Genomic DNA, 16,138 nt, shown 5'->3' on the forward strand with positions numbered 1-16,138 from the left:
AAGCGATCTTTTGAGATGATCTTTCTCCCCCTGCCCACCTTGTTGCCGATAATTCCCTTTTGTCAGGCAATAAACAAGGAAAATTATTTCAGAATTTGCCGAAGCCATGATGCCGAAATTGCGTTCACGAGACGGTGAGCGGATTGCCATTTCCGCTGACCGGGCACTCGGAAATCTGGTTCTAGCGGTTATCGGCGATAATCATCTGTGCGGCCTTCTCGGCGATCATGAGAGTCGGCGAGTTGGTGTTGCCGGAAGTGATGGTCGGCATGACCGAGGCGTCGGCAACGCGCAGGCCCGCAATGCCATTGAAGCGCAGGCGCGGATCGACGATTGCTTCCGCATCCTGCCCCATGCGGCAGGTGCCGACCGGATGGAAAATCGTGGTGCCGATATCGCCCGCCGCCTTTTCCAGCTGCTCCTGCGTTTCGTAAGCAGGGCCGGGCTTGAATTCCTCGGGGCGGAACTTCTGCAATGGAGCCTGTGCCACGATATGGCGCGTGATGCGGATTGCGTCGGCGGCAACGCGGCGGTCGCTTTCGGTGGTGAGATAATTCGGCCTGATTGCCGGTTGTGAACGATGATCCGGTGACTTGATGTGGATCGAGCCGCGACTGTCGGGGCGCAGATTGCACACGCTTGCCGTGAAGGCAGGGAAGGGGTGCACAGCCTCGCCGAATTTTTCCAGACTGAGCGGCTGCACGTGATATTGCAGATTGGCGGTCTCGTAGGACGGGTCGGAGCGGGTGAAGACGCCGAGCTGGCTTGGCGCCATGGACATAGGCCCCGAACGGCGCAGCAGATATTCCAGCCCGATCATTGCCTTGCCGACAAGCTTGCTTGCCTTTTCGTTGAGCGTCGGAATACCGGTAACCTTGTATGCGCAGCGCAATTGCAGGTGATCCTGCAGGTTTTCGCCGAGTTGCCTGCGCTCCAGCTTGATCGGAATGCCCGCTTGCTGCAGCACGTCGCCGCGCCCGATGCCCGACAATTCGAGAATTTGCGGCGAGCCGACCGCACCGGCAGCAAGAATGACCTCACGCTTTGCCTTCACCGTGCGGGTGGTGCCGTTCTGGTCGAAGGTGACGCCGGTGGCACGCAACTCCTCGATCTCGATGCGGCGCACATGCGCACCGGTTTCGACGGTGAGGTTCTTGCGATCCAATGCCGGGCGCAGAAAGGCTTTGGCCGTGTTCCAGCGAATGCCGCGCTTCTGGTTGACCTTGAAATAGGACACGCCTTCATTGTCGCCGCGATTGAAATCGTCGGTGGCGGGGATGCCCGCCGAGACGGCTGCATCGCGGAAGGCATCCAGAATATCCCAGTGCAGGCGAGCGCTCTCGACGCGCCATTCGCCGCCCGCGCCATGCAGATCGCTGGCACCTGCAAAATAATCTTCCGATTTCTTGAAGAGTGGCAGGACATCGTCCCAGCCCCAGCCTTCGCATCCGGCCTGACGCCACAGATCGTAATCGCGGGCCTGACCGCGCATATAGATCATGCCGTTGATCGACGAGCAGCCGCCAAGCACCTTGCCGCGCGGATAGCCGAGCGAACGACCGTTCAGCCCCGGCTCGGCCTCTGTGGTAAAGCACCAGTCGGTGCGTGGATTGCCGATGCAATAGAGATAGCCGACCGGGATGTGGATCCAGGCGTAATTGTCCTTTCCGCCTGCCTCCAGCAGCAGCACGGAGCGATTCTGGTCTGCGGAAAGCCGGTTCGCGAGGGCGCAACCTGCCGTGCCCGCGCCAACCACGATGTAATCGTAGGTGTCGGTCATGATCTCATATCCAGTAAAAGGCGGAGCCGCTATCGAACGAGCGTGCGGCTCCCGAAATGTTGGTTAGCCGAAGAGTTTCTTTCCAATTCGCGATGCATAGAACTCGCCTACGATTCCCTTACGGAAGAGGAGGACGCATGCCATGAAGATGACGCCCGTCACGATCGTTACCGGGAAGTCGGATGTTGCGAGATAGTTCTGCAGCGCGACGACGAAGGCAGCGCCGACGATGGGGCCTATGAGTGTTCCGATACCGCCCAGAAGCGTCATGAGGATCACTTCGCCCGACATCTGCCAGCCGACATCGGTCAGCGTTGCAAACTGGAAGACAAGCGCCTTCAGGCCGCCTGCAAGACCCGCGAGTGCTGCCGACATGACGAAGGCTGCAAGCTTGTAGCGGTTGACGGAATAGCCGAGCGAAACCGCGCGGTTCTCGTTTTCGCGTACCGACTTCAGGATCATGCCGAAGGGCGAATTGATGATGCGCCAGATAACGAAGACACCAAGGACGAACACGGCCAGCACGAAATAATACATGTTCATCGGCTGGTTGAGGTCGATGATGCCGAAGAGATATCCACGCGGCACGCCCTGCAATCCGTCTTCGCCATGGGTGAAGGTGGCTTGCAGGCAGAAGAAGAAGAACATCTGCGCCAATGCCAGCGTAATCATCGTCGAATAGATGCCCTGACGGCGAATGGCGAGATAACCGATGACGAGGCCAAGGGCGGCTGCGGCGAGAACGCCGAGTACGAGGCCGAGTTCCGGCGTGACGCCCCAGATTTTCACCGTATGGGCCGTGATATAGGCCGCGCCGCCGAAGAAGGCTGCATGGCCGAAGGACAGAATGCCAGTATAGCCCAACAGAAGGTTGAAGGCAGAGGCGAACAGCGCAAAACACAACATCTTCATCAGGAAGATGGGATAGACCATGAAGGGGGCTGCTAGCAGCCCGACGAGGGCAATGCCGAGCACGATGATCGAGAGGCTGTTGACGGCAGGCGCTTTGCTGTCGCGCGGGGTCGCAGTTGCCTTGAGAGCGGTATCAGCCATATCAGGCCTCCTTCCCGAACAGTCCGGCGGGTCGAACCAGAAGGACGATAGCCATGATGACGAAGATGACGATGCTGGAAGCCTCGGGGTAGAAGACCTTGGTGAGGCCTTCCGCCAGCCCCAGCACATAGCCGGTGATGATGGCGCCAAGGATCGAGCCCATGCCGCCGACGACCACCACGGCAAAGACCACGATGATGATGTTGGACCCCATTAGCGGGCTGACCTGATAGATCGGCGCGGCCATGATGCCCGCAACACCGGCAAGCGCCGCACCCAACGCATAGGTGAAGGTGAGGAGCAGTGGCACATTGATGCCGAAGGCTTTGACCAGTGTCGGGTTTTCGGTGGCGGCGCGCAGATAGGCGCCGAGCTTGGTCTTTTCGATCAGGAGCCAGGTGCCGAGGCAGACGAAAAGCGAGGCGACGACGACCCAGGCGCGATAGTTCGGCAGGAACATGAAGCCGAGATTGTGCCCGCCCGCAAGCGAAGGCGGCACGGCATAGGGCTGACCGGCAGCGCCATAATAATAGCGGAACGTGCCTTCGATCACGAGGGCAAGGCCGAAGGTGAAGAGCAGGCCATAGAGCGGATCGAGATTGTAGAGCCGCGACAGGGCCACGCGCTCGATGATCGCGCCACCAAGGCCGACGATAAGCGGAGCGAGGATCAGCGCTGGCCAGTAGCCGATGCCGAGCCAGCTCAACAGCAGATAGCCGACAAAGGCACCCAGCATATATTGCGCGCCATGAGCGAAATTGATGATGCGCAGAAGCCCGAAGATGATGGCAAGGCCGAGACTCAGCATGGCATAAAAGGAGCCGTTGATGAGGCCGACCAGCAGCTGCCCGAGAAGTGCCTGCAAAGGTATTCCAAAAATCATTGTCATCGTGTCATACCCCCAGCGCTTCGTTGAGCGCCGCCATGCGGGCGGGCAGTTCGGCGGTGGGGAAGTTTTCCGTCACCACGCCATGATCCATGAGATAAAAGCGGTCGGCGACCTTGGCGGCGAAGCGGAAATTCTGCTCGACCAGCAACACGGTCATGCCACGTTTTTTCAACTCCACCAGCACATCGCCGATGCGCTGCACGATGACGGGCGCAAGACCTTCGGTCGGCTCGTCGAGCAGCAGCACCTTGACCCCGGTGCGCAGGATGCGCGCAATTGCCAGCATCTGCTGTTCGCCACCCGAAAGCTTGGTGCCGGGGCTGTTACGGCGCTCATGCAGATTGGGAAAGAGTTCGTAGATTTCGTCAAGCGACATCGTGCCCTGACTACCTTTGGCGACGACAGGCGGCAAAAGCAGGTTTTCATGCACGCTCAAGGTGGCAAAGATGCCGCGCTCTTCGGGCACAAAACCGAGACCGGCATGGGCGATGCGATGCAGCGGCACGCGCATGATGTCCTTGCCGTCGAGCGTGATGGTGCCGGTGCGCTTGCGGATGATGCCCATGATGGCACGCAGCGTCGTCGTCTTGCCGACGCCGTTGCGGCCCAGAAGCGTGATGGTTTCGCCGGGCCAGATATCGAGGTCGACGCCGTGCAGGGCATGGCTTTCGCCATACCAGGCATTGAGCCCGCGCACGGATAATAGCGGTTGGCCTCTATTCATGTTCGGTTCCCATATAGGCGGTGCGCACGCGCTCGTCCTTGGAGACGGTGGCATAATCGCCGGAGGCGAGAATTTCGCCGCGCTGCAGCACCGTGACGTGGTGGGCAATGTCGGCCACCACCTTGAGATTGTGTTCGACCATCAAGACCGCGCGATCCTTCGCCACATCGGCAATGAGGGCGGCAATGGTATGGACATCTTCATGGCCCATGCCCGCCATCGGCTCATCGAGCAGCAGAACCTTCGGATCGAGCGCCAGCGTGGTGGCGATTTCGAGCGCGCGCTTGCGGCCATAGGACAGATCGGCGGCCAGCGCATGACGGGCATCGGCAAGGCCGACCCGCTCCAGAAGCTCGATGGCCTGTGCGTCGAGCCGGTCGAGTGCTGACAGCGAGCGCCAGAACTGTGTGGCAAGCCCATTGGGACGCTGCAATGCGACCTTTACATTTTCCAGCACGGTCAGGTGCGGAAAGGTGGCCGAAATCTGGAACGAGCGCACCAACCCCATGCGGGCCACCTTGGCCGGATCGGTCTTGGTGATGGTTTCGCCCAGAAGCGTGATCTCGCCACTCGATGGCTGCAAGAACTTGGTCAGGAGGTTGAAAACCGTGGTTTTGCCTGCGCCGTTGGGGCCGATCAACGCGTGAACACGAGCATGTTCCACATCGAGGTCGACATTCTTGACTGCATGAAAGCCGCCAAAAGACTTGCCCAGTCCTCGTGCCGACAGAACGGTCTTGCCGGATGAGCCGCCATCGTTCGGCCCTGCTTCATGCAGGGCCGTCATATTGCCAGTTGCTGCGTTCATTCAACCAGCCTCTTTTTACTGCGTTACCAGCGGGCAGCCGCTTTCTTCCGGCTTCATGTAGGCCTGATCGCCGGGAATGGTTGCAAGAACCTTATAGTAATCCCAAGGCGCCTTGCTTTCATCAGGCTTCTTCACTTCCATCAGATACATGTCGTAGATCATGCGTCCGTTGGCGCCGACCTTGCCGTGACGGGCAAAGACGTCTTCGACCGGCATTTCATGAAGCTTCTTGGCAACGGCCTCGGTTTCGTCGGTTCCGGCTTCCTTGATCGCCTTCAGATATTGAGTGACAGCGGAATAGGTGCCTGCCTGAACCATGTTCGGCATACGGCCCGTGCGCTCGAAGAATCGCTTGCCGAATTCGCGCGATTCATCGTCGCGATCCCAGTAGAAACCTTCGGTCAGCGTCAGGCCTTGAGCGGCTTCGAGGCCGAGACCGTGCACTTCCGACAGGGTAAAGAGCAGGGCCGCGAGGCGCTGGCCACCGGCAACGATGCCGAATTCAGCCGCCTGCTTGATGGCGTTGGACGTATCGAGACCTGCATTGGCAAGGCCGACCACCTTGGCGCCGGAGGCCTGTGCCTGCAGCAGGAAGGAGGAATAATCGGTGGTTGCCAGCGGGTGGCGCACGGAACCCAGAACCTTGCCGCCCTTGGATTCGACGAATTTGCTTGTCTGCTCTTCCAGCGAGTAGCCGAAAGCATAGTCGGCAGTGAGGAAGTACCAGGTATCGCCGCCCTGCTGCACAAGCGAGCCGCCGGTGCCGACTGCAAGCGCATGGGTGTCATAGGCCCAATGGAAGCCATAAGGCGTGCACTGCTTGCCGGTCAGTTCCGATGTGGCCGCACCTGTGTTGATGGTGATCTTCTTCTTGTCCTTGGACAGGGCCTGTACGGCGAGGCCGACCGATGAGGTTGTCAGTTCCATGATGGAATCGACCTGCTCGGTGTCGTACCACTGGCGCGCGATGTTCGAGGCGACGTCCGGCTTGTTCTGGTGGTCCGCCGTGATGATCTCAATCGGCGCATCGAGCACTTTGCCGCCGAAATCTTCAGCCGCCATCTTGGCAGCCTCGAACGACCATTTGCCGCCGAAGTCGGCATAAACGCCGGATTGATCGTTCAGAATGCCGATCTTGACCTTGCCGTCGGAAATTTCCGCTGCCGACGAGATAGCCGTGGCGGCGAAAAGCGCTGCCGTTGCAAGTGCGAGACATTTCATGAAGTGCTCCTCCCAATAACACCAAAACCGCCACGGAAAACCCGCACGGCATTCTTCAGAGCGCCATGCATCCTTACGGACGTACAAACGACGCTCTAAACTATTGAATCTACGCATTGTGCTTTCTGAAAATCGATTCCGATTTTCCGGCCAATGCTGTAGTGAAGCAGTCTTTCGAGATCAGGAAACGGCTTTTCCTCTGTGCCGTTCGCCCTCTGCTTCCGCCCGATTTGTTCCTCCGCCCCGGGCGTTTCTTTCTTTATTGCAGCTCCTGACGCAAACCTGTCTGGCATTTTCGACGGAGCTACTTTTTGAAACGGTAGCATTGACAAATGCGTACACGAACAACAATTTTTGAACACCGTCTGTTCGAAAACGTACAGATAGAGAGGCGGGGGCCACTGCAACTGTTTGGGAGGGGTGCATGCGGCAGTTCACATGGGACGATCTGCAATATTTTCTGGCGGTTGCGCGCACCGGCCAGCTCTCCACGGCGGCGCGGCAATTGCGCACCAGCCATGTCACTGTTCTGCGCCGGATCGACCGGCTGGAACAGGCCCTTGCGACCAAGCTTTTCGAGCGCAATCCGCGCGGTTATCTACTGACGCCCATCGGCGAACGGCTGGTGAACTCTGCCGAGGTCATGGAGCGCGAGGCGATGAAGTTCCAGACCGAGGCTACCGGCAATCTGGCGGCGCTGTCAGGTGTCGTGCGTCTCTCGACGCTGGAAGGTTTCGGCAATTTCTTTCTTGCCGACCGTCTGCCTGTGCTGGCGCAATCCTATCCGAGCCTGTTCGTGGAAGTGGTGACGATCCAGCAGATCATGTCGCTGTCGCGCCGCGAGGCGGAATTGTCGATCACGCTGCATATGCCGCGTACCGGGCCCTATCACAGCGAGAAGCTGACGCCTTATCGGCTCTTCATCTATGGTCATCGCGATTATCTGGAGCGGCATCCGCCGATCAGGACGCGCGAGGATATGGCCCGGCATCCGTTCATTGGTTACATCGACGACATGGTTTTCACGCCGGGCCTTGATTACATGCGCGAAATCCTGCCAGGGCAGCGCTGCACCTATCAAAGTTCCAGTATTCATGCGCAACTGATCGCCACGCAGATTGGCTATGGCTTGTGCGTGCTGCCTTACTTCATCGCCAGCCGGCATCCGGAATTGGTTCCGGTTCTGCCGCGCGAGATGCATCTGGTGCGTGAATATTGGATGAGCTGTCACATCGATGTGGTGGCTGCACCGCGAATCCGGGTGCTGAGCGATTTCATGATCCGCGCTGTGCGCGAATCTTCAGCAATCTTCCTCGGGGAACCCCTGCTACGGGCATGATATTGTAATGAGATTGTCGTTCGTTACTGATCAGATAGTGCCGCCGCCAATGGCGAAAATGCAAGTAATGACGAGTGCGGTAAAGCCGAACCCGATAATGAATAGATTAAGCGTCTTCATGTCCCCTCCTTTTCAACCCGGAGGCGTTATGTTCGACTTATGGTAGAATGTCTACCTTAAATTGTAGTAGTCCAAACTAAAGTTGTATAACTGAATTTCAGACGGTTTCGCGCTCGATATCCCGGCGAAGCACGATTGCTGTAGTGAGATCCTCTACAGTTTCATGAGTGGCGATGAGATCACGCAGGCTGTTGAGGCGGTCTATGGTGGGGACTTCAACCTCGACGATCAAATCGAGCTGGCCACTCACCGACGATACCCGGCGCACCTCGGCATGGCGCGCCAACTCATCGAGAAGGCCAAGCGCCGGTGTACGCTTGAGGCTGACCAGAATCATGGCGCGGATGACGTTCCTGTCGATCTGGCCGATGTCTGCCCTGTAACCGCGAATGACGCCATTTTTCTCAAGATTGGCGACACGCTCTCCGGTTGCACTGCGCGAAAGACCGATGCGTCCCGCCAGGGTTTTCAGCGGAATGCGCGCTTCCTTGGAGAGAATGGCCAGTATCTCGCGATCCTTCGCATCCAGTTCCCGCATGGTCGGTTCTTTCGTATTATCGTAAATGTGCCGGTCCATTCCGGCAAAGTGCCGGTCTGACCGACGCCTTGTCTGATGCCTGAAAATCGCGGACATGCCAAGCTCATCCTGTTACTTCCCATTCATATTCAACCCGTGAAGCGCCTCCCATGACCGATATTTCGCATCCCGCCCCCGATTTTTCTCCGCAAGAGGCTGAAGTGTTGGCCCAGCTTCATTTCGGCGTGACGGCGAGTGCCTCGCCGCTCGACAGCGAGCGTGATCGCAATTTCCGGCTGAAGACGGGCAATGGATCGGGGGACTGGATTCTGAAGGTCGTGAATGCCAGCGAACCGCGCGTTGAAAGCGAATTCCAGACCGCGCTGCTGCAGCATCTGGCCAAGGCTGATCCGGCGCTTGCCGTACCGCGCCTGAAGGCGAGCCTGTCGGGTGAGGTGCTGGCCTCTATCGAAAAGGAAAAGGGCAAGCCCCATGCGCTGCGGGTGGCAAGCTGGCTGCCGGGCACGCCGCTGGCCGAGGTCAGGCGCACCAAGGCGCTGATGCACAATCTGGGCGGTGCGCTGGGGCAGCTGGACCGCGCCTTGCAGGGCTTCATTCATCCGGGCGCCTTGCGTGATTTTGACTGGGATGTGCGCCACGCCGGACGGGCGCGTGACCGTCTGCATTTCATCGACAAGCCGGAAGATCGCGCCGTCGTCGAGCGCTTCCTTGTCCGTTTCGAGCGCGATATCGCGCCGAAGCTGCCGCTCCAGCGTGCACAGGTGATCCACAGCGATGCCAATGACTGGAATGTGCTGGTTGATCCGCAGGATAATGAACGTATTGCCGGGCTGATCGATTTCGGCGATGCGGTTCACACCGTTCTGGTTGCCGAAGTGGCAATTGCCGCTGCCTATTCCATTCTGGATATGGACGACCCGATTGGTGCAGCTGCGGCCCTCGCTGCCGGGTTCCATGCGAAATATCCGCTTTTGCCGCAGGAAATCGATCTCATATTCGATCTGATTGCGATGCGCCTCGTCACCAGCGTCACGCTGTCGGCTTCGCGCCGCGAGAAGACCGGCGACAATCCTTATCTTGCGATCAGCGAAGCACCTGCATGGCGGCTTCTGCACAAGCTTGATGCCATGAACGCGCGCTTCGCCACCGCCATCCTGCGCAAGGCATGCGGTTTCGATGCTGTCGACGGTGCTGGTGCAGTGCGTGACTGGATCAGCGCCAACCGAAAGAACCTCGCCCCCATCGTCCGCCCGCATCCGGCGACCATGACCAAGGCGCTGGTGCCCTATGGCGACCCGGCCCATGTGATGACGGTCGATTCTGCCGGGCAGCGCCCAAAGGAAGCCACCGCCTGGTGGGATGATTTCTGCACCCGCAACCATGTGCAGCTCGGCATCGGTCCATGGGGCGAAAAGCGTACTGTCTATACCGATGAGGCGTTTCGTTCACGCTTTGTCGAAGGCGAGCGGCGTGTCCACCATCTGGGCCTTGACCTGTTCATGCCTGCAGGCACGCCCGTCTACACGCCGCTTGCAGCTATTGTGAAAAGCGTCGAGATCGAGACCGCGCCACTTGGCTACGGCGGCCTGATTGCGCTGGAACATCAGTCGGAAGGCTGCCCGCCTTTCATCACGCTCTGGGGCCATATGGCGCATGAGGCTGTGTCCCGCCTGAAGCCGGGGCAGAAACTGGCCGCCGGTGATCTCGTCGGCCAGATGGGCGACATGCACGAGAATGGAGGTTGGACACCGCATCTCCATTTCCAGATTTCGACGGATACCGGCCTCACGGCAGCGGAAATTCTGGGCGTCGGCGAACATGCCTATCTTGATGTTTGGGCCGATATCTTCCCGGATGCCGCAGCTCTTGCCGATATTCCGGCGGAAGCCTTTCACCAGACCGGTCGCACGCGCGCCGAGATCGTCAGCGCCCGCAAGGATATTCTGCTGCCGAACCTCTCCATCTCCTACTCCGAGCCGATCAAGTTTGTGCGTGGTGAAGGCGCATGGCTGATCGACAATCGGGGCCGCGCCTATCTCGATTGCTTCAACAATGTCTGCCATCTCGGCCACGCTCATCCGCAGGTGGTGGAGGCGATTGCCAGACAGGCCGCAATCCTCAACACCAATACGCGCTATCTGCACGACAACATCGTTTCCTATGCGGAGCGCCTGACGGCGACTTTGCCCGAAGGTTTGACGGTGGCCTCGTTTGCCTGCTCGGGCAGTGAGGCGAACAGTCTGGCGCTGCGTATGGCACGCGCGCATTCGGGCCAGCGCGATGCGCTGGTGCTCGACTGGGCCTATCACGGCACGACCCAGGAGCTGATCGATCTCAGCCCTTACAAGTACAAGCGCAAGGGCGGCAAAGGACGTCCGGATCACGTGTTTGAGGCCGTCATCCCTGACAGCTACCGCGCGCCGGAAAATTGGCCGCTGGCAGAACATGGCAAGCGCTTTGCTGAAAGTATTGCCGAGCAGATCGAGGCCATCAAAAGCCTTGGACGCGGCCCGGCCTATTTCATTGCCGAGTCGATCCCGAGCGTCGCCGGTCAGGTCTTCCTGCCGAAAGGCTATCTGCAGGAAGTCTACGCGATGGTGCGGGCGGCTGGTGGTGTCTGCATCGCGGATGAGGTGCAGGTTGGCTTCGGTCGTGTCGGCAGCCACTGGTGGGCGTTCGAAATGCAGGATGTGGTGCCGGATATCGTCACCATGGGCAAGCCTATCGGCAACGGCCATCCGATGTCGGCAGTGGTAACGACCCGTGAAATAGCCAGCAGTTTCAACAATGGCATGGAATATTTCAACACGTTTGGCGGCAATCCGGTTTCCTGCGCGGCAGGTCTGGCAGTGCTGGATGTCATTGAGCGCAACGATCTGCGCCGCAACGCGCTTGATATCGGCAACTATCTCATCGACGGGTTCCGCTCGATGCAGAAGCGCTTCGATATCATCGGTGATGTGCGCGGGCAGGGGCTGTTCCTCGGTATCGAACTGGTCACGGATCGCAAGACCAAGGAACCGGCAACGGCTCTGGCCAAGAAGATCAATGATGGCGCGCGCGAACGCGGCATTCTGATGGGGACTGAAGGTCCGTTCGACAATGTCCTGAAAATGCGCCCGCCGATGATCTTCACGCGTGCCAATGCCGATCATCTGCTGAGCGTTCTGGAGGACAGCTTCGCGGCTGCACTGAAGTAGTTCGTAGTCGGATAACTGAACAAACAACAAGCCCGGCGGCGTGCTGCCGGGCAATGGATCGGCTTTTTCGAAATTCTGGGCCGAAATTCTGGGCCGAAACTCTGGCCTGAAACTCTGGGAGGAGGAACAATGAAAAAAATAGTTTTGGGTTCGTTATTGGCGGCGGGCTTTGCCATGTCCGCTCAAAGTGGGGCGCAGGCGGATACGCTTTCGACCGTGAAGGAGCGCGGCAAGATCAATTGCGGCGTCAGTCAGGGCGTTGCAGGCTTTTCGTCGCCAGACGATCAGGGCAAATGGACCGGCTTCGATATTGATTTCTGTCGTGCGGTATCGGCGGCAGTCTTTGGCGATCCTGACAAGGTGAGCTTCATTCCGCTTTCGACCAAGGAACGCTTCACGGCGTTGCAATCCGGCACGGTCGACCTGCTTTCGCGCCAGACCACCTGGACGCTTTCGCGTGATGCGGGCATGGGCATCCATTTCGTCGGCACCGCCTATTATGACGGTCAAGGTTTCATGATCCGTAAGGATCTGGGTATCGATAGCGCCTTGAAGCTCGACGGCGCTTCGGTCTGCACCGAGCAGGGCACGACCACCGAACAGAACGCCGCTGATTTTTTCAGCGCCAACAGTATCAAGTATGAACCGGTGGTGATTGATTCTGCCGATGGCATCCTGAAGGCATTTGAAACGGGTCGCTGTGATGTTTACACGACCGACGCGTCCGCACTTTATGCGCAACGTCTGAAGCTTGCCGAACCTGATGCTTTCACCGTTCTGCCGGAAGTGATTTCCAAGGAGCCGCTTGGACCTGCCGTCCGCCAGGGCGACGATAAATGGTTCAACATCGTTCGCTGGACGCTGTTTGCAATGCTTGAGGCAGAGGAACTGGGCATTACGCAAGCCTCCGCTGATGCGGATCTGAACTCCAAGAAGCCGGACGTGCGCCGTTTCCTCGGATCGGAAGGCGATAGCGGCCAACAGCTCGGCCTTGAGCCGAAATGGGCCTATAATGTCGTCTCCAAGATCGGCAATTATGGCGAAATGTTTGAACGCACCATCGGCAAGGGCAGCCTGCTCAAGATCGACCGCGGCATCAATGCGCTGTGGAACAAGGGCGGGCTCATGTATGCGCCGCCTGTAAAATAACCGGTTTACAGCTCTTCGAGCAGGTCGCCGGAGGCTTCGATATCACGCAGGCGCTTTCGTCCGGAAGCGCCTGCTTTTTCAATGGCCCGCGTGGTCAATAAATGGCAGAGCGCCATGACCGCAACGTGATTGAACAACGGGCCGGGTGCCAGTGTCTGGCAATGAAAATGCCATTGCGCGGAAGCCCGGAACGGCGCGCCTTCATCGGTGATGTAGAGAAGTTTCGCACCACGCTTTTCGATGGCGGCAAGGATGTCGTCCATTTTTGCAATACGGCGGCGAAGCGCGAAGACGATGACCATATCGTCAGGGCTGATGCTGGCAATATATTCGCCAAGTGTTTGGCCCGGTCCGGGAACCGCAACGATATTGTCCACCACCTGTATCATCTGCCATTGCAGATAGGCCGCAAAAGGCTGGCTGCTGCGAAAGCCGAATACCCATGTCTTGCGTGCGCCGAGCATTGCTTCCACAACGGCGTCGATCTGTGTTTCGCGTATGGAAAGAAAGGTCTTTTCCAGATTGGCGATGCCCTGACCGACATGCGAAGACAGGGACTGGCCGCTCTCCGCATCGGTGGCACTCGACAGAAACAGACGCGATCCCGTCTGTTTTTCCTCACGGGCATGGCGTCGGGATTCTTCATAGGTGTCATAACCGAGGCGCTGTACGAAACGCGTCACGGTCGCGTTGGAAACATGGGCGAGAGCTGCCAGTTCCGACGCCGAATAGCTCGCCAGTTCCCCTGGAAAATCACATACGAATTCACCCAGCCTTTTTTCGGCTGGCGGCAGTTCGTCCATAACGTCTCTTACGCGGGTCAGAAAGGACTTTTCGGTGGGTTTCATGTGCCGCCTGATGAAATCATATTTTCAGATTGCCTAACTATTAGCAGCTTTTGACTATTTTTGCATCTTTTTCGCCTAAGCTTTGAGCAGATTATCTATCTGAAAATAAACGATAAAAAATTGCTTGTAAAAATTGATTTTCTGATGTTTGATTATGAAAAAATAATTTCATACGGCTAATATCATGGGAGTTGGACCGTTATGGCAGGGGAACAAATGATACAATCCGGTGCGACGTCACCGGCCATCAAGCAGATGGAAAATGCATTGGGAAATATCGGCGTGACAACTGCGCACAAGCAGATTCTCGCGCTGATCCTGATCGGCTGTCTCTTTGACAGTTTCGAGCAGAACACGATTGGCCTCGTCGGGCCGATCCTTCGCGAACAATGGGGTCTGTCGGGCGCCGATATCGGCTTCCTCAATACCATCACTTTCGCAAGCGCGGCCATTGGCCGTCTCTTGTCCGGCATTCTTGGCGACCGGTACGGCCGCCGTGTCATGCTGACGATCAATCTTCTTCTCTTCACCGTCGGTTCCGCACTTTGTGCGCTCGCACCGAGCTTCGGCTGGCTCTGTCTCGCACGCGCCATCGTCGGCTTTGGTGTCGGCGGCGAAATTTCGACTGCCGTTACGATGCTTGCCGAATTCTGTTCGCCGAAGTTCCGTGGAACTGCAGCCGGTCTCGTCAATGTCGGCGCAGGCGGTTTCGGCAACTTCCTCGCCCCGGCTTTCGGCCTGCTGGTTTTCACGCTCTTTCCGGGCGACGACAACTGGCGCTGGCTCTTCGCTGTTCTGGCGATCCCCGCTTTCCTCGTTGTTTTCTTTCGCCGTTACGTGCCTGAAACACCGCGTTTTCTGGCCTCGCAAGGCAAGATCGACGAAGCAAACAAGGTGCTTTCCATTCTGGCGTCCGGATCACTCCGACCCAAGAACCTGAAAGTCACTGAATATCTGTCGAAGTCGGAAGACAGTGACACCAAGCCTGTCAAGGGCAATTGGAGGGAACTGTTCCAGGCGCCTTATCTTGGCCGCACCGTCCCTGTGGCGATCGCGATCCTGATGAGCTACGGCGCACAGCTTTCCGTCCTGACGCTGATGCCAATGATTTTCGTTTCGATGGGCTACACGCTTTCGGGCAGCCTTCTTTACAGCATGATCATCCAGAGCGGCAGCGTGCTCGGTGCCATTGCAGCATCGGCATTCGGCTATTACTTTCCGCGCAAGAAAGTTCTCAGCCTGGGTGCGGTCTGTGCCTGTGCCGCAGCGCTTTCGATCATCTATCTGGGCACGAACATCTATCTGGTGCTGTTCTTCGGAGCGCTGTTCCAGTTCTTTGTCCTGTTGCTCAACACGTCGATCTGGATTTACGCGCCGGAACTCTATCCGACCCGTATCCGCGGCTTCGGTGTGGCACTCATCCTCGCGAGCGGTTCGGCTGCCGGATCCTTCGTGCCGACGATTGCGGGTGCCTTGTTCGACACATACGGAATGCTTGGTGTCTTCGGCCTTGCCGCATCGATGTATGCCATCTTCGCATTCTGCATCCAGCTTGGGCCGGAAACCTATGGTCGGTCCATGGAAGACTTGACGCAGCCGGCGGAAGCCGACGAGCCGACGGTCGATTTCACAAAAACTGCTAAAGAACAGGCCTGAACATGACTGCATCATCCCCCTATGTCCTGCTGATCAATCCAAACAGCTCAGAGGCAACGAGCGGGATGATGCTCGATATTGCCAGGCGGAAGGCGAACGGGCGGCTTCGGATCGAAGCCGCCACTGCGACACGCAGCCCTTCGATGATCGTCAATGACGAGCAGCTGATGGCTTCAGCGGCGCAAGTCATAGAAATCGGCAGGGGGCAGAATTCAAACTGCATCGGGGTCATTGTCAGCGCTTATGGCGATCCCGGTGTCGTGCATCTGCAGGAGAGCCTGGCCGTGCCGGTTCTCGGCATTTGCGAGGCCTCGATGGTCGAGGCAACACGGAATGGACGACGGTTCGGCATTGCGACGGTAACGCCGGATCTTGCCGATGCGATAGCGGCGCGGGCGGAAAGCCTAGGCCTGTCGCATCTTTATACGGGTATTCGCTGCACGCCCGGAGACCCTGAGAAGCTGGCGCGCGATGGCGCGCGTCTGCGTACAGAACTGGAAGCGGCGGTACGGCTTTGCATCATGGATGGAGCCGAAGCGGTCATCATCGGCGGTGGGCCGCTCGGGGAAGCTGCGGAACAACTGCGTGGCGGCTTCGATATTCCGATTGTCGCGCCGATCTCGTCAGCGGTGGAGCTGATGATCGAAGCGCTCGACAAACAGCAGGTCTGTGGAGAAGCGCAGGCCTGATTGTGGGATTGCCGGGACACTCGTTCCAGCGACCGAAAGGCATTTTATCGGTGCGGTACACCCCCTTGCACCGGATCACAGATACGCCGGGGGCGTTGTGATTGAAAATGTCTTTTTGCACGCT

The 16,138-nt window shown here is 58.2% G+C and carries 13 protein-coding genes; 5 read left to right on the plus strand and 8 right to left on the minus strand.

Annotated elements, in window-relative coordinates; translation table 11 throughout:
- Positions 1 to 181: 181 nt before the first annotated feature.
- The 6 genes from OANT_RS07210 to OANT_RS07235 all read right to left on the minus strand — a co-directional run bounded on the left by OANT_RS07210 (position 182) and on the right by OANT_RS07235 (position 6,475).
- On the minus strand, positions 182 to 1,780 hold the full coding sequence (locus OANT_RS07210) for a GMC family oxidoreductase (protein ID WP_012091471.1): 1,599 nt from the start codon (positions 1,778 to 1,780) through the stop codon (positions 182 to 184).
- 63 nt (positions 1,781 to 1,843) lie between these two features.
- Positions 1,844 to 2,833 (minus strand): branched-chain amino acid ABC transporter permease, encoded by a 990-nt coding sequence (locus OANT_RS07215; RefSeq protein ID WP_012091472.1) that lies wholly within the window; start codon positions 2,831 to 2,833, stop codon positions 1,844 to 1,846.
- Between the two features lies 1 nt (position 2,834).
- On the minus strand, positions 2,835 to 3,722 hold the full coding sequence (locus OANT_RS07220) for a branched-chain amino acid ABC transporter permease (RefSeq protein ID WP_010659466.1): 888 nt from the start codon (positions 3,720 to 3,722) through the stop codon (positions 2,835 to 2,837).
- A 4-nt stretch (positions 3,723 to 3,726) separates the two neighbouring features.
- Positions 3,727 to 4,446, minus strand: coding sequence for an ABC transporter ATP-binding protein (locus tag OANT_RS07225; RefSeq protein WP_010659467.1), 720 nt, complete (start codon positions 4,444 to 4,446; stop codon positions 3,727 to 3,729).
- Positions 4,439 to 5,254, minus strand: coding sequence for an ABC transporter ATP-binding protein (locus tag OANT_RS07230; RefSeq protein WP_010659468.1), 816 nt, complete (start codon positions 5,252 to 5,254; stop codon positions 4,439 to 4,441). Before OANT_RS07230 ends, OANT_RS07225 begins: the two co-directional genes overlap by 8 nt.
- A gap of 15 nt (positions 5,255 to 5,269) precedes the next feature.
- The gene (locus tag OANT_RS07235; RefSeq protein WP_012091473.1) at positions 5,270 to 6,475 is read right to left on the minus strand and encodes an ABC transporter substrate-binding protein; all 1,206 of its coding nucleotides are present in this window, start codon (positions 6,473 to 6,475) and stop codon (positions 5,270 to 5,272) included.
- Positions 6,476 to 6,899: 424 nt separating this feature from the next.
- On the opposite strand from OANT_RS07235, the gene OANT_RS07245 reads away from it, so the two are divergent.
- Positions 6,900 to 7,814: a LysR family transcriptional regulator gene (locus OANT_RS07245; protein WP_012091474.1), complete on the plus strand. Its 915-nt coding sequence runs from the start codon at positions 6,900 to 6,902 to the stop codon at positions 7,812 to 7,814.
- 217 nt (positions 7,815 to 8,031) lie between these two features.
- Here OANT_RS07245 and OANT_RS07250 read toward each other — a convergent pair whose 3' ends face one another.
- Positions 8,032 to 8,472, minus strand: a complete 441-nt coding sequence (locus OANT_RS07250; protein ID WP_010659472.1) for an Lrp/AsnC family transcriptional regulator — start codon at positions 8,470 to 8,472, stop codon at positions 8,032 to 8,034.
- A 149-nt stretch (positions 8,473 to 8,621) separates the two neighbouring features.
- Here OANT_RS07250 and OANT_RS07255 point away from each other — a divergent pair, with 149 nt between their 5' ends.
- Both OANT_RS07255 and OANT_RS07260 read left to right on the plus strand, forming a co-directional pair.
- On the plus strand, positions 8,622 to 11,672 hold the full coding sequence (locus OANT_RS07255) for an aminotransferase class III-fold pyridoxal phosphate-dependent enzyme (RefSeq protein ID WP_012091475.1): 3,051 nt from the start codon (positions 8,622 to 8,624) through the stop codon (positions 11,670 to 11,672).
- 129 nt (positions 11,673 to 11,801) lie between these two features.
- The gene (locus OANT_RS07260; RefSeq protein WP_012091476.1) at positions 11,802 to 12,821 is read left to right on the plus strand and encodes an amino acid ABC transporter substrate-binding protein; all 1,020 of its coding nucleotides are present in this window, start codon (positions 11,802 to 11,804) and stop codon (positions 12,819 to 12,821) included.
- A 5-nt stretch (positions 12,822 to 12,826) separates the two neighbouring features.
- Here the strand turns inward: OANT_RS07260 and OANT_RS07265 are convergent, their stop codons facing one another.
- Complete coding sequence (locus OANT_RS07265) at positions 12,827 to 13,669, minus strand: MurR/RpiR family transcriptional regulator (protein ID WP_010659475.1); 843 nt, start codon at positions 13,667 to 13,669, stop codon at positions 12,827 to 12,829.
- Positions 13,670 to 13,870: 201 nt separating this feature from the next.
- Here OANT_RS07265 and OANT_RS07270 point away from each other — a divergent pair, with 201 nt between their 5' ends.
- Together OANT_RS07270 and OANT_RS07275 are read left to right on the plus strand one after the other, a co-directional pair.
- Complete coding sequence (locus OANT_RS07270; protein ID WP_010659476.1) at positions 13,871 to 15,325, plus strand: MFS transporter; 1,455 nt, start codon at positions 13,871 to 13,873, stop codon at positions 15,323 to 15,325.
- A gap of 2 nt (positions 15,326 to 15,327) precedes the next feature.
- Complete coding sequence (locus OANT_RS07275; RefSeq protein ID WP_012091477.1) at positions 15,328 to 16,014, plus strand: aspartate/glutamate racemase family protein; 687 nt, start codon at positions 15,328 to 15,330, stop codon at positions 16,012 to 16,014.
- Positions 16,015 to 16,138: the final 124 nt, after the last annotated feature.

The sequence above is a fragment of the Brucella anthropi ATCC 49188 genome, assembly GCF_000017405.1.
Classification (GTDB): domain Bacteria; phylum Pseudomonadota; class Alphaproteobacteria; order Rhizobiales; family Rhizobiaceae; genus Brucella; species Brucella anthropi.